This window comes from Rhizobacter sp. P3_C12, from assembly GCF_056402735.1.
In genome coordinates this window covers 20,509-39,372 of sequence record NZ_JBFUGW010000025.1, presented here as the reverse complement: position 1 = coordinate 39,372, position 18,864 = coordinate 20,509, and the positions used below count along the sequence as shown (strand labels likewise).

General features: G+C 68.7%; 20 protein-coding genes. 10 read left to right on the top strand and 10 right to left on the bottom strand.

Annotated features, from left to right (window positions below):
• Positions 1-104: 104 nt before the first annotated feature.
• The 3 genes from AC1DXV_RS06775 to metK all read right to left on the bottom strand — a co-directional run bounded on the left by AC1DXV_RS06775 (position 105) and on the right by metK (position 3,593).
• Complete coding sequence (locus AC1DXV_RS06775) at positions 105-1,196, bottom strand: DNA glycosylase AlkZ-like family protein (protein WP_477866043.1); 1,092 nt, start codon at positions 1,194-1,196, stop codon at positions 105-107.
• Positions 1,197-1,270: 74 nt separating this feature from the next.
• Positions 1,271-2,272 carry a GGDEF domain-containing response regulator gene (locus AC1DXV_RS06770; RefSeq protein WP_477932962.1) on the bottom strand — a complete coding sequence of 334 codons (1,002 nt, stop codon included), beginning with the start codon at positions 2,270-2,272 and terminating at the stop codon, positions 1,271-1,273.
• Positions 2,273-2,411: 139 nt separating this feature from the next.
• Positions 2,412-3,593, bottom strand: a complete 1,182-nt coding sequence (metK, locus tag AC1DXV_RS06765) for a methionine adenosyltransferase (protein WP_477866041.1) — start codon at positions 3,591-3,593, stop codon at positions 2,412-2,414.
• Positions 3,594-3,725: 132 nt separating this feature from the next.
• Here metK and AC1DXV_RS06760 point away from each other — a divergent pair, with 132 nt between their 5' ends.
• Together AC1DXV_RS06760 and AC1DXV_RS06755 are read left to right on the top strand one after the other, a co-directional pair.
• Positions 3,726-4,589: a lysophospholipid acyltransferase family protein gene (locus AC1DXV_RS06760; RefSeq protein WP_477866040.1), complete on the top strand. Its 864-nt coding sequence runs from the start codon at positions 3,726-3,728 to the stop codon at positions 4,587-4,589.
• A gap of 10 nt (positions 4,590-4,599) precedes the next feature.
• Positions 4,600-5,478 carry a lysophospholipid acyltransferase family protein gene (locus AC1DXV_RS06755; RefSeq protein ID WP_477866039.1) on the top strand — a complete coding sequence of 293 codons (879 nt, stop codon included), beginning with the start codon at positions 4,600-4,602 and terminating at the stop codon, positions 5,476-5,478.
• A gap of 31 nt (positions 5,479-5,509) precedes the next feature.
• Here AC1DXV_RS06755 and AC1DXV_RS06750 read toward each other — a convergent pair whose 3' ends face one another.
• Positions 5,510-6,109, bottom strand: a complete 600-nt coding sequence (locus AC1DXV_RS06750) for a hypothetical protein (RefSeq protein WP_477866038.1) — start codon at positions 6,107-6,109, stop codon at positions 5,510-5,512.
• Positions 6,103-6,354 carry a hypothetical protein gene (locus AC1DXV_RS06745; protein ID WP_477866037.1) on the bottom strand — a complete coding sequence of 84 codons (252 nt, stop codon included), beginning with the start codon at positions 6,352-6,354 and terminating at the stop codon, positions 6,103-6,105. The genes AC1DXV_RS06750 and AC1DXV_RS06745 overlap by 7 nt, the downstream gene beginning before the upstream one ends.
• Positions 6,355-6,546: 192 nt before the next feature.
• On the opposite strand from AC1DXV_RS06745, the gene dapF reads away from it, so the two are divergent.
• From dapF to AC1DXV_RS06730, 3 genes are read left to right on the top strand one after another with little or no spacing between them, the layout of a single operon-like run.
• Positions 6,547-7,413 carry a diaminopimelate epimerase gene (gene dapF, locus AC1DXV_RS06740; RefSeq protein WP_477866036.1) on the top strand — a complete coding sequence of 289 codons (867 nt, stop codon included), beginning with the start codon at positions 6,547-6,549 and terminating at the stop codon, positions 7,411-7,413.
• 23 nt (positions 7,414-7,436) lie between these two features.
• Positions 7,437-8,114: a DUF484 family protein gene (locus AC1DXV_RS06735; protein ID WP_477866035.1), complete on the top strand. Its 678-nt coding sequence runs from the start codon at positions 7,437-7,439 to the stop codon at positions 8,112-8,114.
• A gap of 21 nt (positions 8,115-8,135) precedes the next feature.
• Positions 8,136-9,077 (top strand): tyrosine recombinase XerC, encoded by a 942-nt coding sequence (locus tag AC1DXV_RS06730; RefSeq protein WP_477866034.1) that lies wholly within the window; start codon positions 8,136-8,138, stop codon positions 9,075-9,077.
• A gap of 433 nt (positions 9,078-9,510) precedes the next feature.
• Here AC1DXV_RS06730 and AC1DXV_RS06725 read toward each other — a convergent pair whose 3' ends face one another.
• Entirely contained in the window at positions 9,511-11,040 is a 1,530-nt protein-coding gene (locus tag AC1DXV_RS06725; protein WP_477932960.1) for a hypothetical protein, read from the bottom strand.
• Positions 11,041-11,197: 157 nt separating this feature from the next.
• Between AC1DXV_RS06725 and AC1DXV_RS06720 the strand changes: the two genes are divergently transcribed.
• Positions 11,198-12,379, top strand: coding sequence for a class I SAM-dependent rRNA methyltransferase (locus AC1DXV_RS06720; RefSeq protein ID WP_477864758.1), 1,182 nt, complete (start codon positions 11,198-11,200; stop codon positions 12,377-12,379).
• Here the strand turns inward: AC1DXV_RS06720 and AC1DXV_RS06715 are convergent.
• Positions 12,369-12,965, bottom strand: a complete 597-nt coding sequence (locus AC1DXV_RS06715) for a carboxymuconolactone decarboxylase family protein (protein WP_477864757.1) — start codon at positions 12,963-12,965, stop codon at positions 12,369-12,371. The two genes, AC1DXV_RS06720 and AC1DXV_RS06715, sit on opposite strands and share 11 nt — an antisense overlap.
• A gap of 75 nt (positions 12,966-13,040) precedes the next feature.
• Between AC1DXV_RS06715 and AC1DXV_RS06710 the strand changes: the two genes are divergently transcribed.
• Positions 13,041-13,394: a winged helix-turn-helix transcriptional regulator gene (locus AC1DXV_RS06710; protein WP_477864756.1), complete on the top strand. Its 354-nt coding sequence runs from the start codon at positions 13,041-13,043 to the stop codon at positions 13,392-13,394.
• Here AC1DXV_RS06710 and AC1DXV_RS06705 read toward each other — a convergent pair.
• Positions 13,384-13,866, bottom strand: a complete 483-nt coding sequence (locus tag AC1DXV_RS06705; RefSeq protein ID WP_477864755.1) for an Lrp/AsnC family transcriptional regulator — start codon at positions 13,864-13,866, stop codon at positions 13,384-13,386. The genes AC1DXV_RS06710 and AC1DXV_RS06705 overlap by 11 nt on opposite strands.
• 149 nt (positions 13,867-14,015) lie before the next feature.
• Between AC1DXV_RS06705 and glmS the strand changes: the two genes are divergently transcribed.
• Positions 14,016-15,881: a glutamine--fructose-6-phosphate transaminase (isomerizing) gene (gene glmS, locus AC1DXV_RS06700; protein ID WP_465110597.1), complete on the top strand. Its 1,866-nt coding sequence runs from the start codon at positions 14,016-14,018 to the stop codon at positions 15,879-15,881.
• 108 nt (positions 15,882-15,989) lie between these two features.
• Positions 15,990-16,904: a VTT domain-containing protein gene (locus AC1DXV_RS06695; protein WP_477864754.1), complete on the top strand. Its 915-nt coding sequence runs from the start codon at positions 15,990-15,992 to the stop codon at positions 16,902-16,904.
• A gap of 115 nt (positions 16,905-17,019) precedes the next feature.
• Here AC1DXV_RS06695 and AC1DXV_RS06690 read toward each other — a convergent pair whose 3' ends face one another.
• Positions 17,020-17,229 carry a TetR/AcrR family transcriptional regulator gene (locus tag AC1DXV_RS06690; RefSeq protein ID WP_477864753.1) on the bottom strand — a complete coding sequence of 70 codons (210 nt, stop codon included), beginning with the start codon at positions 17,227-17,229 and terminating at the stop codon, positions 17,020-17,022.
• A gap of 5 nt (positions 17,230-17,234) precedes the next feature.
• On the opposite strand from AC1DXV_RS06690, the gene AC1DXV_RS06685 reads away from it, so the two are divergent.
• Positions 17,235-17,396, top strand: coding sequence for a hypothetical protein (locus tag AC1DXV_RS06685; RefSeq protein ID WP_477932958.1), 162 nt, complete (start codon positions 17,235-17,237; stop codon positions 17,394-17,396).
• 148 nt (positions 17,397-17,544) lie between these two features.
• Here AC1DXV_RS06685 and AC1DXV_RS06680 read toward each other — a convergent pair whose 3' ends face one another.
• Positions 17,545-18,399, bottom strand: a complete 855-nt coding sequence (locus AC1DXV_RS06680; RefSeq protein ID WP_477864751.1) for an SMP-30/gluconolactonase/LRE family protein — start codon at positions 18,397-18,399, stop codon at positions 17,545-17,547.
• Between the last annotated feature and the right edge of the window lie 465 nt (positions 18,400-18,864).

Here is an 18,864-nt window from a genome sequence, read left to right as displayed (position 1 = left end):
GGCCGGGCGGGCTGCGGGCCGGGCTCGCTGCTTCGGCCGGCGTGYTGGCGCTGGCGGCGTCGCTCGCGGCGCGGCAGCGGCCGCTGCAGGCCGGCGGCTGAACCTCAGTCGACCCCGAGGAAGCCGCGCATGCGCGCGATCTCGTCGGCCAGCCCGGCCTTGAACGCCGGGTCGCGCGGCGCGCGGCCGTCGACATAGCCGAGCTGCTGCTTCAACTGCCCGCCCACCAGCGACAGGTTGCCCCAGCCGATCACGCGGTCGTGCCACAGCAGCGGCAGCGCGTAGTAGCCGAACCTGCGCTTCGGCGCCGGCGTGTAGGCCTCGAAGCGGTAGGCCCAGCCCCACAGCAGCTCGAAGCGGGTGCGGTCCCAGACCACCGGGTCGAACGGCGCGAGCAGCCGCACCGCGTCGTCGGGCGCATGGCGGCGCGAGGCCGGGTTCTCGTCGGCCGGCCAGTACCAGGTGACGCCATCGAGCTGCAGGCTCGCGAGTTGCTCGCGCGCCAGCTTCATCGCGGCCTGCGTCTGCGCCTTCAGGTGCGGCGCGCCGTAGCCCAGCAGCCCGGTCAGGTGGGTCAGGCTGCGCGCCGGCAGCGGCGCGTACTTGCGCACGATCAATTCCAGCAGCGCGGCGGCGCGGCGCGCCCGCTCGCCGGGGCTGTCGTCGGCCGGCGGATGCTCGACCGCCTCGTAGACGCGGATGCCCGCATCGCGCCGCACGACGCGCAGCAGGCCGCGATAGTGCATGCCGTCGAGCAGGTGGGTGCTCGCGTTCGACGAGCCGCCCCAGTAGTTGGTGACGCGGCCGTGCGCGAAATGATCGTCGACCTCGCGCGGGTGCACGCGGCCGCGCTCGCGCACGAAGGCCAGCACGTCGGCGGCGCGGCGCTGCGTGGCGCGGTCCCACACCGTGGTGGCGACGCGCGGGTGCATCAGCGCCAGGTGCTCGCGCGGCAGGAAGCCGTAGTTGACGAGGCAGTCCTCCTCGATCGGCAGCTTCGCGTAGCGGCGCTCCAGCTCGCCGGCGCGGTAGCCCTTGACGCGGTGGCGCAGCGTCAGGTCCTGTGCGCGCGCCGGCGAGCGGATCGGATCGGCCTGCAGGAACCCCAGCTGGCGGATCGCGCGCAGCAGCGTGGTCGGCTTGAAGAGCGTGCGGGCGACGGCGTAGCGCCGCAGGTGGTCGAGCGTGATCGGCATGGAGCCGGATGATGCGTCATCGGCCCGTGCGCGCAAAGCGCCTGGCCGGTGACTGCTGACACTGTTTGCTGACGCTACTGCGCCAGCTGCTCCACCGTGTCGAGCTGCATCTCGAAGCTGAAGAAGCGGTCCCGCCCCTGCGCCTTCGCGGCGTACAAGGCCTGGTCGGCGCGCATCACCATGCCTTCCGCGGTGGTCTGGGCGTCGGGAATGCAGGTGGTGATGCCGCCGGTCAGCGTGACCAGGGCGCCGACCGGCGAGGCCGGGTGCGGCAGCGCCACGCCGGCCAGCATGCGGCGGATCGCGCGCGCGAAGGTCATCGCACCGGATTTCGGCGTGTTCGGCAGGATCAGCGCGAACTCCTCGCCGCCGTAGCGCGTCGCGCGGTCGCGCGGGCGGTGGCAGGCTTCGCGCAGCAGCGCGCCGATGCGGCGCAGGCAATCGTCGCCCTGCACATGGCCGAGCGTGTCGTTGTAGGGCTTGAACGCATCGAGGTCGCAGAACACCAGCGTCAGCGGCTGCTGCTCGCGGCGCGCTGCGCCGATCTCGGCATGCAGCAGGCGGTCGAAGCCGCGGCGGTTGATCAGGCCGGTCAGTTCGTCGAGTTCGCTCAGGTGCTGCAGGCGCTGGTTCGCGGTGCGCAACTCGGACGACACCTGCATCAGCTGGGCCTGCATCTGCAGCAGCCGGGTCATCGCACGCAGCTTGGCGGCCAGCACCACGGTCGACACCGGCTTCACCAGGTAGTCGTCGCCGCCGCTCTCGATGCCCTTCCACAGGTCCTGCTCCTGGTCGCGCGCGGACAGGAAGATGATCGGCGTCCAGCGGCCGGACTCGGCCTGGCGCATCTGGCGCGCCAGCCAGTAGCCGTCATGGCCGGGCATCACGACGTCGAGCAGCACCAGATCGGGCTGGTGGCGCTGGAACTGCTCCAGCGCCCAGGTCGCGTCGCCGGCTTCGAGCACCCGGTGGCCCAGCGCATCGAGCTGCGCGACGAGCGCGACGCGCACGCCGGGCTGGTCGTCGACGACGAGGACGGTCAGCGAGGAGGAGGAAGCGGCAGGAACGACAGGCATGGGCAGGACCGATGACGCCGATCTCGACGCCTTCGCCCCGCATATCGGCCGACCGCGCCGCGGCCTGAAGCGCCGGCAGCGATCGCCGACGGCGCGGCGCGCACTACCTCACGCCGGGCGCCGCTGGCCTCGCAGGGTCCTACAGCCCCGCCGCTGCCCGCAGCGCTTGGGCTTTGTCGGTCTTCTCCCACGAGAACTCCGGCTCCTCGCGGCCGAAGTGGCCGTAGGCAGCCGTCTTCTCGTAGATCGGGCGCAGCAGGTCGAGCATCTGGATGATGCCCTTCGGGCGCAGGTCGAAGTGCTCGTTGACCAGCGCGGCCAGCTTGTCGTCGGGCATCACGCCGGTGCCTTCGGTGTAGACCGTCACGTTCATCGGGCGGGCCACGCCGATCGCGTACGCCACCTGGATCTGGCACTGGCGCGCCAGGCCCGCCGCGACGATGTTCTTCGCGACGTAGCGCGCCGCATAGGCGGCCGAGCGGTCGACCTTGCTCGGATCCTTGCCCGAGAACGCGCCGCCGCCGTGCGGGCAGGCGCCGCCGTAGGTGTCGACGATGATCTTGCGGCCGGTCAGGCCGCAATCGCCCTGCGGGCCGCCGATGACGAAGCGGCCGGTCGGGTTGATCAGGAACTTGGTGTCCTTCAGCCACTCCTTCGGGAGCACCGGCTTGATGATCTCCTCGATGATGGCCTCGTTGAACGAGGCCTTCATCTTCTTCGGCGTCTCGCTCTGGTCCGGGCTGTGCTGGGTCGACAGCACGACGGTGTCGATGCTGTGCGGCTTGCCGTCGACGTAGCGCATCGTCACCTGGCTCTTCGCGTCGGGGCGCAGGAACGGCAGGCGGCCGTCCTTGCGCAACTGGGCCTGGCGCTCGACCAGGCGGTGCGCGTAATAGATGGGCGCGGGCATCAGCTCGGGCGTCTCGTCGCACGCGTAGCCGAACATCAGGCCCTGGTCGCCGGCGCCGGTGTTCAGGTGGTCATCGCTCGCCTGGTCGACGCCCTGGGCGATGTCGTTGGACTGCTTGTCGTAGCAGACCATCACCGCGCAGCCCTTGTAGTCGATGCCGTACTCGGTGTTGTCGTAGCCGATGCGCTTGATCGTGTCGCGCGCGACCTGGATGTAGTCGACGTGCGCGTTGGTGGTGATCTCGCCGGCCAGCACGACCAGGCCGGTGTTGGTCAGCGTCTCGGCGGCCACGCGCGAACGCGGGTCCTGCTTGAAGATCGCGTCGAGGATGGCGTCGGAGATCTGGTCGGCGACCTTGTCGGGGTGGCCTTCGGAAACGGACTCGGACGTGAAAAGGAAATCGTTCGACACTCTTAAACTCCAGCAAGGTTGAAAAAACGCGTTGCCGGACTTGGGTTCTTCGAGCGGCGAACGCTTTAGCAGGATTTTTGAATCGCCCCGCAAGTAGTTCATAACTCGGCGATGGCGGGATTATAGAAACAGATGACAACCCTACTGCGCTGGTTTGCCGGGCTTTCGCTGGGCTTTTTGCATCTTCTCGGCAGCGCCCTGGGCTGGCTGGGCTACGCGTTGTCCGGCAACTACCGGCGCCGCATGATCGACAACGCCGCCCAGGCCGGGCTCGACGGGCCCGCGTGGCGCCCGGCGATCGCATCGGCCGGCCGCATGGTGATGGAGCTGCCGAAGCTGTGGCTGCGGCCGATCGACCGCAGCGTGCTCGGCATGGTGCGCTTCGAGGACGAGGCGCTGCTGGCCCGCGCGCTCGAGGCAGGCCGCGGCGTGCTGCTGCTCACGCCGCACATGGGCTGCTTCGAGATCACGGCCCAGGCCATCGCCGAGCGCTGGGGCACGCAGCAGCCGATCACGGTGCTTTACCGCCCGGCACGCCAGGCCTGGCTGCGCCGCCTCGAGGAGACCGCCCGGGACCGGCCGCACCTGCAGGCGGTGCCGGCCACGCTGTCGGGCGTGCGCCAGATGATCCGCGCATTGCGCCGCGGCGAGATGGTCGGCCTGCTGCCCGACCAGGTGCCGCCCGACGGCATGGGCGTGTGGGCGCCCTTCTTCGGCAAGCCGGCCTACACGATGACGCTGGCGGCACGACTCGCGCAGCAGACCGGTGCCGTGCCGCTGCTGACCTGGGGCGAGCGGCTGCCGCACGGTGCCGGCTACGTGCAGCGCTTCTTCGAATTCCCCGGCACGCTGCCAGACGACCCGACCGCGGCGGCCAGCGCCGTCAACCGGGCGATGGAACAGCTGATACTGCAGTGCCCCGGCCAGTACCTGTGGGGCTACAACCGATACAAGGCGCCGCGCGAACATCCGGCGGACGCCGCGCCAAAAGAATAGAGAACTCGCGATGGGAACCCGCTTGCTGCTGGGAACGATGTGGCTGCTGCATTGGCTGCCACTGCCGCTGCTGGCCGCGCTGGGGCGCGGGCTGGGGCGGCTGCTGTTCGCGCTGGCGCGCTCGCGGCGGCGCGTCGCGCTGCGCAACCTGGAGCTCTGCTACCCCGCCTGGAGCCCGCAGCAGCGGTTCGCGCTCGCCCGCGAGCACTTCCAGTGGCTGGGCCGCAGCATCCTCGAGCGCAGCCTGCTCTGGTACGCGCCGATGGACCAGCTGAAGCGGATCATCCACGTCGAAGGCGACGTGAAGCTCGCCGAGCACAGCCAGCGGCCGGTGATGTGGCTGGTGCCGCACTTCATGGGGCTCGACGTGGCGGGCGTCGCGACGCTGCTGTTCCAGCGGCACCCGGCCTGCTCGATGTACCAGCAGCAGAGCAACCCGGTGATGGACGAGGCGATCCGCAAGGGCCGCATGCGCTTCGGCGACCATGCGGAGATCTTTCCGCGCAGCGACAAGGCGTTGCCGCTGATACGCGCGATCCGCAAGGGGCACGCCTTCTTCAACCTGCCCGACATGGACTTCGGCGCGCGCGATGCCGCGTTCGTGCCGTTCTTCGGGGTGCCGGCCGCGACGCTGCTCGCGCCGTCGCGCATGGCGCGTGCGCTCGGCATGGTGGTGCAGCCGGTGATCGCCGAGATGCTGCCCGGCGGCCAGGGCTACCGGGTGCGCTTCGGCGAACCGTTCACGCACTTCCCGAGCGACGATCCCGTCGCCGACACCGCGGCGATGAACCGCTGGATCGAGGACGAGATCCGCAAGAACCCGGCGCAGTACCTGTGGGTTCACAAGCGCTTCAAGACGCGGCCGGCGGGCGAGGCGTCGCTGTACTGACGGCCGCGCCCGCCCGCCCCCACTCAGTCGCTCAGTCGCTCCTCGGCAGTGCCAGCCGCGCGCCGAGCGCATTGCCCAGCCGGAGCGCGGTCTCGGCATCGACCGCGGCGGTCATCAGCATCGCGCGCTCCGGGCGGCCGGTGTCCATCTGCAGCAGCGAGAAGCCGAACCCGAGCAGCCAGGTGTGCAGCTCGAACAACGCGGCGCGCGGCGTGCGGCTGCGCCCTTCGTGCCAGTTCCAGCCGTAGATCGCCGCAATGCCGGCGGCCCGCGCCAGTTCGCGCCCCTGCCGCTCGACGTCGTCGATCTCGTCGATGCCGACCAGCAGCATCGCCCACTGGCCGTCCTGCTGCCCGCCTTCGGCCAGCAGTGCATGGCGCACCGCCTGCGGCACGGCGTCGCCGAATTGCACGCTGTTCACCACGCGCTGCTGCAGGCGCAGGCGCTCCTCGGTGCACAGGTGGCCGAGCACGAGGCGCAGCCATTCCAGCAGCGACACGTCATCGGGCTGGCGCGCCGGCGTGGTCGGCGTGGTCGGGGCAAGCGGCGGCACGGGTTCGCCGGGCACGCTGACGAACATCGGTTCCTGCTCGTCGAACCGGCGGCGAAATCGCTTCAGGAATTTCAGCATGGCACCGCCTCCCGACGCAGGATCAGGCAGGGCACGCCGCCCAGCCGCCAGCGCTTGTCGGCGCGCAATGGCGGCGCGAAGGCACGGCCGCAGGTGCAGGTCCGCGTGCAGGATCGACTGCCGCTGCGCACCCTGCATCGTCGGGTGAGCTTCAGCCGGACGGCTGGGGCGCGCGTCAGCGGCCCGCAGCGGGCGCCGGTGTCATCGCCGGTGTCATCGCCGAAAAAGGTGGTGTTCATGTCCATCGTGTCTCCCGTGAGGTACAGCCGGCGCGACGATCGCCTCCGGCATGGCTCGGCATGCTCGCCACGCTTTGTGCAGGCCTTTTGCAGACGGCCAGATGTTTTCGAGAAACCGGGATCTGGCTGGCAGATGGCCGGGATGAACGGCGACCCTGCCCGGCCCGCTGTCATGGCGCGCGGCGATAATCCCCGCCCATGAGAGTGCAGTTCACGAAGATGCAGGGGGCCGGCAACGACTTCGTCGTGCTCGATGCCACCACGGCGCCGCTGGCGCTGGATGCCGCGCAGCTGCGCGCACTGGGCGACCGGCGATTCGGCGTCGGCGCCGACCAGATCCTGGTGGTCGAGGCCAGCACGACGCCCGGCATCGACTTCCGCTACCGCATCTTCAACGGCGCCACCGGTGACGAAGTGGAACAGTGCGGCAACGGTGCGCGTTGCTTCGTGCGTTTCGTGCACGACAAGAACCTGAGCCACAAGACGACGATCCGCGTCGAGACGATTCGTCAGGTGCTCGAACTGCGCATGCAGGACGACGGCCGCGTCACCGTCGACATGGGCGCCCCGGTGTTCGACCTGCCGGCGCTGCCGTTCGATGCCAGCGGCCTGGCGCCGCGCGAGCTGAACGGCTTCGCGGTGTGGCCGCTGCCGGTGGGCACCGACACCGTCGAGGTGGCTGCGGTGTCGATGGGCAACCCGCACGCGGTGCAGGTGGTGGCCGATGTCGACACCGCGCCGGTCGCGACGCAGGGCCCGCTGATCGAGCAGCATGCGCGCTTCCCGCGCAAGGTGAACGCCGGCTTCATGCAGGTGCTGTCGCGCACGCACATCCGGCTGCGGGTGCACGAGCGCGACGCCGGCGAGACACTCGCCTGCGGCACCGGCGCCTGTGCGGCCGTGGTCGCCGGCATCCGCATGGGCCTGCTGGATGCGCGCGTCGATGTCGATGCGCGCGGCGGCCGGCTCACGATCGAATGGCAAGGTGCTGCCGGCAACCTTCAACAGCCCGTGCTGATGACCGGCCCCGCCACGACCGTCTTCGACGGCGTGATCCATCTGTAGGCAGAGACGTAAAGGGCCCACCCGTGAGCATCCAAGGCATCACCGAACAGGACATCGCGAACTACCTGGCCAACACGCCGGGTTTCTTCGAGCGCCATGCCGAACTGCTGGCGGCAGTCCAGCTGACCAGCCCGCACGGGCAGCGCGCCGTGTCGCTGCAGGAGCGGCAGATGGAAATGCTGCGCGAGAAGAACAAGGGGCTGGAGCTGCGCATCATCGAGATGATCCGCCACGGCACCGAGAACGTCTCGATCGCCGACAAGCTGCACCGCTGGACGCGCGCGATCATGCTGACGCACAACCCCGGCGACCTGCCCGACGTGCTGGTGGCGGAGTTGAAGCACCAGTTCATGATTCCGCAGTCGGCGATCCGCATCTGGGGCGCGGCCGACGTGTTCAATGTGCTGCCGTTCGCGAAGGCGGTCAGCGAAGACGCCCGCAGCTTCGCGGCCAGCCTCACGCAGCCGTACTGCGGCGTCAATTCCGGCTTCGAGGCGGCGCAGTGGCTGGCCGACGTGGCGACCGTGATGTCGCTGGCGCTGATCCCGCTGCGCGTGCGCCAGGACGACCCTGTCTTCGGCATGCTGGTGCTGGCCTCGCCGGACCCGACGCGCTACAGCGCCGACATGGGCACCGAGTTCCTGTCTCGCATCGGCGACATCGCGAGCGCCGGGCTGTCGCGGCTGCTGCCGATCGCTTGAGGACCTGAGGCCGTCCCCGCGATGACTGCACCGTCCGCCGCACTCGACGCGGACCTGCAGCGTCACCTCGTCCACCTCGAATCCGAGCGGCGCCTCGCGCCGCGCAGCCTCGTGCTGTACCGCGATGCGTTCGCGCGGCTGCAGGCCTTCGCGCAGGCGCAGCCGGTGTCGCTGCGTGCCACCCAGGTGCACCACGTGCGGCGCTGGGCGGCGCAGCTGCATGCGCAGGGGCTGGGCTCGCGCAGCATCGCGCTGGTGCTGTCGGCCTGGCGCGGCTTCTACCGCTGGCTCGGCCATGAGGGCGTGGTGCCGATGAACCCGGTGGATGGCGTGCGCGCCCCGAAAGCCGCCAAGCCGCTGCCGAAGGCACTGCCGGTCGACCAGGCGATGGCGCTGGCCGAGCCGCGCGAGGACGACGACACCGATCCGGCACTCGCCGCGCGCGACCAGTGCATCGTCGAGCTGTTGTACGGCTGCGGGCTGCGCGTCGGTGAACTGGTGGGGCTGGACGTGCGGGCCAGCAGCGAGGCGGCCGGCTGGGTCGATGCCGCCGAGGCCGAGGCGCAGGTGCTCGGCAAGGGCCGCAAGCGCCGCAGCGTGCCGGTGGGCGGGCTGGCGCTGCAGGCGCTCGCGCAATGGCTGGCGCTGCGCGGCACGCTGGCCGATCCGGGCGAACCGGCGCTGTTCGTGAGTCGGCGTGGCACGCGCCTGACCGACAGCCAGGTGCGTTCGCGGCTGAAGCGGCGCGCGCTGCAGGCCGGCCTGCCGACGCACGTGCACCCGCACATGCTGCGGCATTCGTTCGCATCGCACCTGCTGCAGTCCAGCGGCGACCTGCGCGCGGTGCAGGAGCTGCTGGGCCACGCCAACATCTCGACGACGCAGGTCTACACGAAGCTCGACTTCCAGCACCTCGCGAAGGTCTACGACGCCGCGCATCCCCGCGCCAAGCGAAAAACGTAGGTTCCGTCTTCCCCGTCAAGCCAATCCCTGCGTCGTTCTGCACGCGCAAAGGCGCGGGCGGGGGGTGTGATGCGAAGAAGACACGCATGACGCCCCGGGTGCAACCCGGGCTCAACCCCCATTTGTTCGCTTGTCATCCCCCACAAGGCAGGGCGGTGGCAGAAGGCGTGTGCGGGGAGGCTGTGGAGCGCCAATAAAGCCGGGGCGCCGGAGCTGGCTGGTTTCATGGCCCGCGTGCGCAGCACGCTTCGTGAACTGACTGTCGCCGACTGTCTGACCACAACGAACGAAGTGAGTGGCGGGAGTTTCGGCGACGGGCCATGAAACCAGTCAGCGCAGGGAAGTCCTCGCCCCGAGWGGGGCGAGGACCGCACCGGCCGGCGCACCACAGCCTCCCCGCACGCGCCTTCCGCACCAACAACCGAACGCAGCCCTACCTCAACACAGCCCCGATCACTTCATCGAGCTTGCGCAAGCCTTCGCGCGCATCGCCCAGGTAGCGCTGGATGCCCAGCCGCAGCGCCTTCGCCGCGGCTTCGTCGAACAGCTCCATCGCGTCCTTCACGTCCTCGCCCTTCTCCTGCAGCTGCAGCGCGGTGTTGCCGGTGGCCAGCGTCAACGCACCGAGCGCCGCGAGGCCGGTGTCGCGCGACGACACCTCGCCATAGCGGCCGTGGAAGCCGTCGAGCAGCTTGCGCGAGCGGGCATCCAGCATCTCGTCGAGCGCGTCGTCGACCATCGCCGCCACGTCGGCCCGCGTGAAGCGCCGCTGCAGCGCGTCTTCCACCTTCTCGCCCAGCGCATGCAACGCCGGGCCGTCGAACTTTTCCACCGGCTCCAGGCGGATCTCCTCGAACAGCGGGTAGCGCACCAGCTCACGGATCAGCACCGGGTAGCGCCAGCAGCGCCGCACGTGCTTGGGCATCAGCCAGCTCGCGAGGTTGCGGTAGTACTGGTGCACGTCGGTCAGGTTGCGGCCGGCCAGCCCGACCAGGTTGACGTTGACGAAGTGATGCCAGGTCGAATCGGTGACGACGCGGCCCACCTCGGCCTGCTGCCCGTCGTAGGCGCAGACCGGGATGAACGAGCGCGGCGCGACCGCCGCCTTGCCCGGGAACGCATTGCCCTCGGACACCGTCAGCGCGATCGCCTCCGGCACGACGCGCTGCGTGCTGCCGGTGGCCATCGGCCATTCGTCGGTGACGCCGTCGGGCAGCTTGCCGGTCAGCACCGCCGGCACGCGGCATTCGCCTTCGTGCGGGTGGTCGGGGAACACCTCGATCGCGCGCGCCGGCGCGGCGCCCGGCACCTGCAGCACCGGGTGCGCCACGCCGACGCCGAAGCTGGTGCGGAAGTTCACGTACAGCCGCTGCGGCAACGCATCGGACTGGTCGGCGAACTCGAACACGTCGTTGGCGCCGGGCGCGGTGGTGGTCAGCCGGTCGATGCCGCCGCCGCTCGGCGTGTCGGCCGCGGCCCAGCGCCGCATGCCTTGCACGCGCGGGATCGTCATGCACATCGCGGCGCCCAGGTCTTCATGGTCGCCGGTGGCGAACAGCCCGCCGCCCTGCTGCATGAAGTTGACGATCGCCGCCTGCGCGCCCGGCTCCTGCGCGAGCCCGGCGCCGCCCTCGGTGGTGATCGCGAGCAGGAACACCACGTCGTAGCGCGATTTCAGCAGGCCATGCGCCGCGTCGGTGAACTGGAAGTTGCTGATGTGCTGGCTCGTCGTGTCGAGCGTCGCGGCGCCGACGGCCCCCGGCGTGTACAGCGCGGTGCGCACGATCGGCGTCATCGCGTGGACGGTGCTGGTGCGCAGCGCGTCGACGAAGCGGGTCAGGCCGAAGTCGTCGCCGGCACTGAAGTTCAGCCCGTCGGTGACGACCAGGATCTTGGGCGTGCATTCGCGAAACCATTTGAGGATGAACGTGTCGAGCACGGCCAGGTTCTTGAGCGTGGGCATGGCGGAGCCTCCTTGGCAACCAGGGGATGTGTGGAACGGCGCGCGGACCGCGCGCTGGAACCAAGTTAGGCGGCGCCTGGGGCGATCGATATCCCTAGCCTGTCGATGTCTCCCCCATCCCGGGGGGCGGTGCGCCGCGTCGCCGACAATCGGGCCCATGAAGACAATCACAGTGCGTGAAGGCAAGGAGCGCTCGCTGCAGCGTCGCCACCCCTGGGTGTTCGCGGGCAGCATCGCCGGCGGCAAGGCCGACCTCGGCGAGACGGTGCGCGTGCAGGCGCACGACGGCAGGTTCCTGGCCTGGGCCGCCTGCAGCCCCCATTCGCAGATCCGCGTGCGCGCCTGGAGCTTCGACGAGAACGAGCGCATCGACAGTGCGTTCTTCCTGCGCCGCATCGAGCAGGCGATCGCGATCCGCGCGCGGCTGCCGATCGCGAGCGACGGCGTGCGGCTGATCCACGGCGAGGCCGACGGGCTGCCGGGCCTGATCGTCGACCGCTACGGCGACACGCTGAGCGCGCAGTTCCTGTCGGCCGGCGCCGAGCGCTGGAAGGCGACGATCGCCGACCACCTGCTGAAGGCCACCGGCCTCACGCGCCTGTACGAGCGCAGCGATGCGAACTCGCGCGAGCTCGAGGGCCTGCCGCCGTCGACCGGCTGGCTGCGCGGCGACGGCGCCACCGAGGTCACGATCCGCGAGCACGGCTGGCAGCTGAGCCTCGACGTGGCCGAGGGCCACAAGACCGGCTACTACCTCGACCAGCGCGACAGCCGCAAGCTGTTCGCCGACACCGTGCGGCACTTCGGCCTGCAGCGCGTGCTGAACTGCTACAGCTACACCGGCGGCTTCAGCGTGGCGGCATTCGCCGGCGGCGCGACGCAGGTGACGAGCGTCGACTCGTCCGGCCCGGCGCTCGAGCGCGCCCGCGCGCATGTGCTGCGCAACGGCTTCGACGATGCAGCGCACGAGACGCTGGACGCCGACGTGAACCAGACGCTGCGCGCGATGCTGCAGGAAGGCCGGCGCTTCGACGCGATCGTGCTCGACCCGCCGAAGTTCGCGCCGACCGTGTCGCACGCCGAGCGCGCTTCACGGGCCTACAAGGACATCAACCGGCTCGCGCTGATGCTGCTGGAGCCGGGCGGCGTGCTGTTCACCTTCTCGTGCTCGGGCGGCATCAGCCCCGACCTGTTCCACAAGATCGTCGCCGGTGCCGGGCTCGATGCGCAGGTCGACGGGCTGGTCTATGCGCGCACCGGCGCGGCGCCGGATCATCCGATGACGATCACCTTCCCCGAAGGCGACTACCTGAAGGGGCTGGTGATCATCAAGCGCTAGGCTGCGCGCCGAACCGCGCCTGCCACCGCTCCAGCGGCACCCGCGCCGCGTTGCAGACGTACGAGATCGCGCGGTACCAGCCGGCGAGCAGCAGCAATTCCAGCAACTGCGGCTCGCTCCACACGGCGGCCAGTTGCACCCACAGGTCGTCATCGACATCGGCCGTGTCGTGCAGCGAATCGACCAGGCGCACCAGCAAGGCGTCACGCTCGGTCAGCGAGGCATCGTCGGCGCGGCCGCGCTCGATCGCCACCACCTGCGCCGGCGTGAAACCGGCCGCGTTCGCGAACGCCGTGACGTGCACGCCCCATTCGTACTCGGCGCCGCAGCGCGCGCAGGCGCGGTCGATCACCACCTCGCGGTCGCGCAGCGGCAGCATCGCGTGGCGCCCGAGCATGAAGCCGCCCCACGGCATCAGCCGCTCGGCCAGCAGCGGGTGGCGCGCGAACACGCGGAACAGCTGCAGCACGTCAACGGCTTCGGGCGGCGTCATGCGGCGCAGCAGCACCTCGATTTCAGGCTCGTACGGCGCGCTGACCGGCGGAATGCGGGCCGCCAGGTTCGGGGAAGCTTCGGTCGGTGTCATGACGATCTCCTTGCTGCTACAGAAATAGTAGCAAACGGAGCTTGGCACTGAAGCCGGCATGGCATAGTCGCCAACGTGACGACTTCATCGCCCCGCCCGAAGGCCCCGCTGCCCGGCACGCGCGTGCGCGGCTCGGCCAGCGGCCGGCCGATCATGGCCTTGCTGGACCTGTTGGGCCGGCGCGGCACACTGCGGCTGCTGTGGGAGCTGCGCGACGGGCAGCCGCAGAACTTCCGCGCGCTGCAGCAGAGCATGGGTGGGGTGTCGCCCACGCTGCTGAACAGCCGCGTGAAGGAGCTGCGCGCGGCGCAGCTGCTGGAGTTGCGCCCCGAGGGCTATGCGCTGACGGCGCGCGGCCTCGGGCTGCTGGACGAACTGGGCCCGCTCGACCGCTGGGCGCAGAACTGGGCGCGCGCGCTCACGCGATGACCGGCAGCGCGATGCGCGGCTCGAACTTCGCGCGGTGCACGTTGAAGAAGGCCTTCACGTTGCGCACGTTGGCATCCTGCGTGAAGAGGCGCTGCACCAGCGCGTGGTAGCCCGCCATGTCGGGCGCCTGCATCACCAGCATGAAATCCGGCCCCGGCGACACGCGGTAGCACTGCTGCACCGCCGGCTCGGCCACCGCGCGCGCCTCGAAGGCCGCGAGGTGCTCGGCGCCCTGGCGATCGAGCGTGATCTCGGCCAGCACCGTGAGCCCGACGCCGAGTTTCTCGGGCGACAGGATGGCAACGCGCCGCTCGATGACGCCGGCCTCGACCAGCCGCTTCACGCGGCGCAGGCAGGTGGCCGGCGAGGTGTGGGCGGCGGCGGCCAGGTCCTGGTTGGACAGCGAGGCGTCGTTCTGCAACAGCTCCAGCACCCTCAAGTCGGTGGGGTCCAGGCTCAGTTTTCTGTCCAATTCAACCACCTAACGAATCCTTTTGAAATATTTCATCCATATTCATGGATGACGGCAGATTATTTCATTCGTCGCTATTTTGCGCAAACATTCACCGCGGCAACCTGCCTACGATCCGCCCCATCCCAGTTTCACCAGAGAGAACTCCCATGTGTGGCATCGTCGGCGCCGTCAGCACCCGCAACATCGTTCCGATCCTGATCGAAGGGTTGAAGCGCCTGGAATACCGCGGCTATGACTCCTGCGGCGTGGCCGTCCACCAGAACGGGCAGCTGCGCCGGGCGCGCAGCACCTCGCGCGTGGCCGAGCTCGAGGCCAACGTGCGCAGCGACGAGATCCAGTCGGGCACCGGCATCGCCCACACGCGCTGGGCCACGCACGGTGCGCCGGTGGTGCACAACGCGCACCCGCACTTCTCGGCCGGGCCGGGGGCCAAGGCGGCCTCCGCCGGGCGGATCGCGCTGGTGCACAACGGCATCATCGAGAACCACGACGAGCTGCGTGCCGAACTGAAGGCCAAGGGCTACGTGTTCGACAGCCAGACCGACACCGAGGTGATCGCGCACCTGGTGGACCACCTGTACGACGGCGACCTGCTCGATGCGGTGCAGCGCGCGACGCTGCAGCTGCGCGGCGCATTCGCGATCGCGGTGTTCTGCCGCGACGAGCCGCACCGCGTGATCGGTGCGCGCGAGGGCTCGCCGCTGGTGCTCGGCATCGGCAGCAAGGAGAGCGGCGAACACTTCCTGGCCTCGGACGCGATGGCGTTGGCCGGCGTCACCGACCAGATCGTCTACCTGGAAGAAGGCGACGTGGTCGACCTGCAGCTCGGCAAGGTGTGGATCACGAGCCGCACCACCGACGGTGTCTACAAGGTGGTGCAGCGCGAGGTGCGCACGGTGCAGGCACACACCGGCGCGGCCGAGCTGGGCCCGTACCGGCACTACATGCAGAAGGAGATCTTCGAGCAGCCGCGCGCGATCGCCGACACGCTCGATGCGGTGGAGAGCGTCACGCCGGAGCTGTTCGGCGACGGCGCGTACAAGATCTTCAAGGACGTGGACCAGGTGCTGATCCTCGCCTGCGGCACCAGCTACTACAGCGGCTCGACCGCGAAGTACTGGCTGGAGAGCATCGCGAAGATCCCGACCAGCGTCGAGATCGCGAGCGAATACCGCTACCGCGACAGCGTGCCGAACCCGCGCACGCTGGTCGTGACGATCACGCAGAGCGGCGAGACCGCCGACACGCTGGCCGCGCTGAAGCACGCGCGCAGCCTGGGCATGAAGCACACGCTGACGGTGTGCAACGTGGCGACCAGCGCGATGGTGCGCGAATGCGAGCTGGCCTACATCACGCGCGCCGGCGCCGAGATCGGCGTGGCGTCGACGAAGGCGTTCAGCACGCAGCTGGTCGGGCTGTTCCTGCTGACGCTGGCGCTGGCGCAGGTGCGCGGGCACCTGAGCGATGCGCAGGAGCAGGAGCACCTGAAGGCGCTGCGCCACCTGCCGGTGGCGGTGCAGGCGGTGCTGGCGCTGGAGCCGCAGGTGATCGCGTGGAGCGAGGAGTTCGCACGCAAGGAGAACGCGCTGTTCCTGGGCCGCGGGCTGCACTACCCGATCGCGCTGGAAGGCGCGCTGAAGCTGAAGGAGATCAGCTACATCCACGCCGAGGCCTACCCGGCCGGCGAGCTGAAGCACGGGCCGCTGGCGCTGGTGACGGCGCAGATGCCGGTGGTGACCGTCGCGCCGAACGACGCGCTGCTGGAGAAGCTGAAGAGCAACCTGCAGGAAGTGCGGGCGCGCGGTGGCGAGCTGTTCGTGTTCGCCGATGCGGACACGCGCATCGAATCGAGCGAAGGGCTGCATGTGATCCGGATGCCGGAGCACTATGGGGCGCTGTCACCGATCCTGCACGTGGTGCCGCTGCAGCTGCTGGCGTATCACACGGCGTGTGCGCGCGGGACGGATGTGGACAAGCCGCGGAACCTGGCGAAGAGCGTGACGGTGGAGTAAAGGCGGAGGTTGAAGGCGACTGCTCCGGTGCTTTCAAGCGGACCGGATGTGGTGGGGTGCAGGGCGGATGCGGCAAGGTTCGTCCAGCTGAGCAGCTAGGATCCGGACATGGACGAGCTTGTAGCCCTTCTTCTGAGGCATGGACCTCTGGTTGTATTCGCGGTGACGCTCGCTGCCAGAGCAGGCGCCCCGCTTCCGGCCGCGCTGCTGCTGGTGACTGCCGGCGGGCTTTCCGCGGCTGGTCGGATCAGCCCGACCGTGACGGTGGCCGTGTCGATCCTCGCCAACTTGATTGGCGACATCGGATGGTTCGTGGCGGGCAGAACGTGGGGCTACCGAGTACTCGGCCTTGTCTGCCGCGTCTCGCTGTCACCCGACAGCTGTGTGCGGCAGAACGAAGAACTCTTCGAACGATGGGGCGGTTTTGGGTTGCTCGCCGCCAAGTTCGTTCCCGGGGTGTCGCTGCTTGCTGCTCCGATGGCCGGTGCGCTGCGCATGACCTGGCCGAGATTTCTGTCATGGAACCTGGTGGGCGCGTTCGCATGGACGGCCGCCTTCATGGGTCTTGGGGCCCTCTTCAAGTCCGAGATCAACGCAGCCCTGTCGATGCTTGCAGACGCGGGCTTCAAGGCGCTGCTGGCCCTCGGTGCGCTCATGGTGGTGATCGTAGGTTCTCGGTGGATCGCAAGGCGCAGGGAAGCCTCCAACAGGGCGGACATGCTCGTTTCCGCGCAGGATCTTGCCGATGAGATTGCGCAGGGCAAGAAGCCCGTCCTTCTGGATGTCCGAGGCCGGGCGGCTCGCACCGCAACAGGCTCACTTGAAGGGTCGGTCATCGCCGAGCTCGGCCGAATCAAGGACGCCGTAGCAGACGTTCCCAAAGACGCGAACCTCGTGACCTATTGCAACTGTCCCAACGAGGCCAGCGCGGTCGTCGCTGCGCATGCACTTCGGTCGCTTGGTTTCAGGCGAGTACGGGTGCTGGCTGGCGGTCGCGACGGCTGGGCCGACGGCGCAAACTGACAAGCCCGTGGGCCGAGCCCCTGATACGGCTCCGGCTAAGTGCGTTTGCCAAGGCCCGCTTCCCGCTCGAGATAGCCAAGGCAAAGTGAGATGAGTTGACTGCGCAGCATCCGCGTCAGCTTGCGTGGAGCCTGCTCCTCCAGTACGCCCTTGGTCGGTCTTCGACCATGGTCGGGAGCGGCTTGCCATGGACTTTGCGCGCGGCTTCTTCCACTGCTTGAGCGAAGCCGTCCAGATGACGTTCCAAAACGGCATTCAATAGAGCCAGCTTGTTGGGGTAGTACTGGTACAGCGTCCCCACCGAAACACCGGCTCGCTCAGCCATCGGCAGTGCTCACTGATCTGCTGGTCGGCAAGCTGCGCGGATCACACAACGGAGCGTACTTCAACTACACCGGCAAGGAGCTTGAGCCGGCCTTCCCTGCCAAGGATCAACGAATTGCCACCGATCTATTCACGACGAGCGATTTGCTGTTGACGCGGTTCGCGTAAAGCATTGGCAACGAGAGCGTCAACTCCTTGCGGAGTTCGTCTCGATGCCGCTGCGCTACCAGCACGCCAAACTCGATCTCGATGACGCCATGAAGGATATGTCGTGGCGTTTGCAGACGCCAACATTTGCGGATCGGGTACTGCACCGTCAGTACGGATAGCCGGGAATCGCCAGATCCACCTTGTAAACGCCGCGAGCGCTGCCGAAGCCCATGGCCGTGATGAACAAGGTCTTTCGATCGCGGCCCCCAAAGGCCACGTTGGTGACCGAGCCCGAACCGCTCGGCATGAGGATGCGGCCCACTTCCTTGCCCTCGGGGTTCAGAACGATCACATCGGTCGAGGTGACGTACAGGTTGCCGGCGCAGTCCACCACCATGCCATCTCCACTGGAGACAACCCCGCTGCCGAACTTCTCAGCCGTGCCTGGCGAACCGTCGGCGGCAACGGCGTACTTGAACACGCCATCCTGCGCCGTGAGGTAGAGCGTCTTCTCGTCAGGCGACAGGGTGATGCCGTTTGGATTGCTTCGATCCGCATCCACCAGCACCGCGGTGCTGGTGCCCGGCGCTACCCGGTAGACGCCAGTGCGCGGCTGCGGGTTGGGCGAAGCGGCCTGCCAGTTCGGGTCGGTGAAGTAGAGGGTGCCATCGGTGCGGAAGGTCAGGTCGTTCGGAGAGCCAAAGCGAGCGCCGTTGTAGCTGCCGACCACCAAGGTTTCGGAGCTGCCAGGCAGGGCAAATCGAACGATGCCGCCCACCTTGTGGCTGGAACCGTAGAGGTGGCCGGCTTTGTCCACCGCCAAACCGTTGGTACCGGCTGTGGACACCACCACGGTACCGACGCCGTTGCTGTCGATCTTCACGATGCGGCTGGGTGGCGGGTTGTTGCCGGGGCCGAACTCGCTGACGTAGAGCGCGTCATCCAACCACACGGCGCCCTCGACGTTCCCAAACTGGATTTGGTAGTTGTCGTTGGGCAGCGCATTGTCCAGGCGGGTCACCGTGGAGCCACTGGGCACCGGCTTGCCGGCATAGGGCCCTGCGGGGCAGATGCTGGCCCCAGGAGCAGGAGCAGGGGCAGGTGCAGGTGCAGGCGATGAGCCGACGGGTGACGCTGGGGTGCTCGAGTCATCACCGCCCCCACAGGCCGACAGCACCAGTGCGCACAGCAGTGCGCTTGTTGCAGTCGAGCGAGTCGAGCGCTGGCTTGGAATGCTCATCATGAAGTTCCTATTGCGTCAAAGTGTGGCGCGCACATGTCGTCCGACATGACGCGCTCTCGTTTCCCGGTTGCGATTGTGTGGGGCGCGACATCGGGCGAAATTGATGAAACTGTGACGAACCGAAGAACCGACGAATGACACGAGCGGCGTTGGTGCGGCGAGACGCCATGCAACAAGATGCAAATTCACCCCGAATTGATTGACATCGAACGGCGCGTTGTCTGGCGGATCAGATGCAGATCC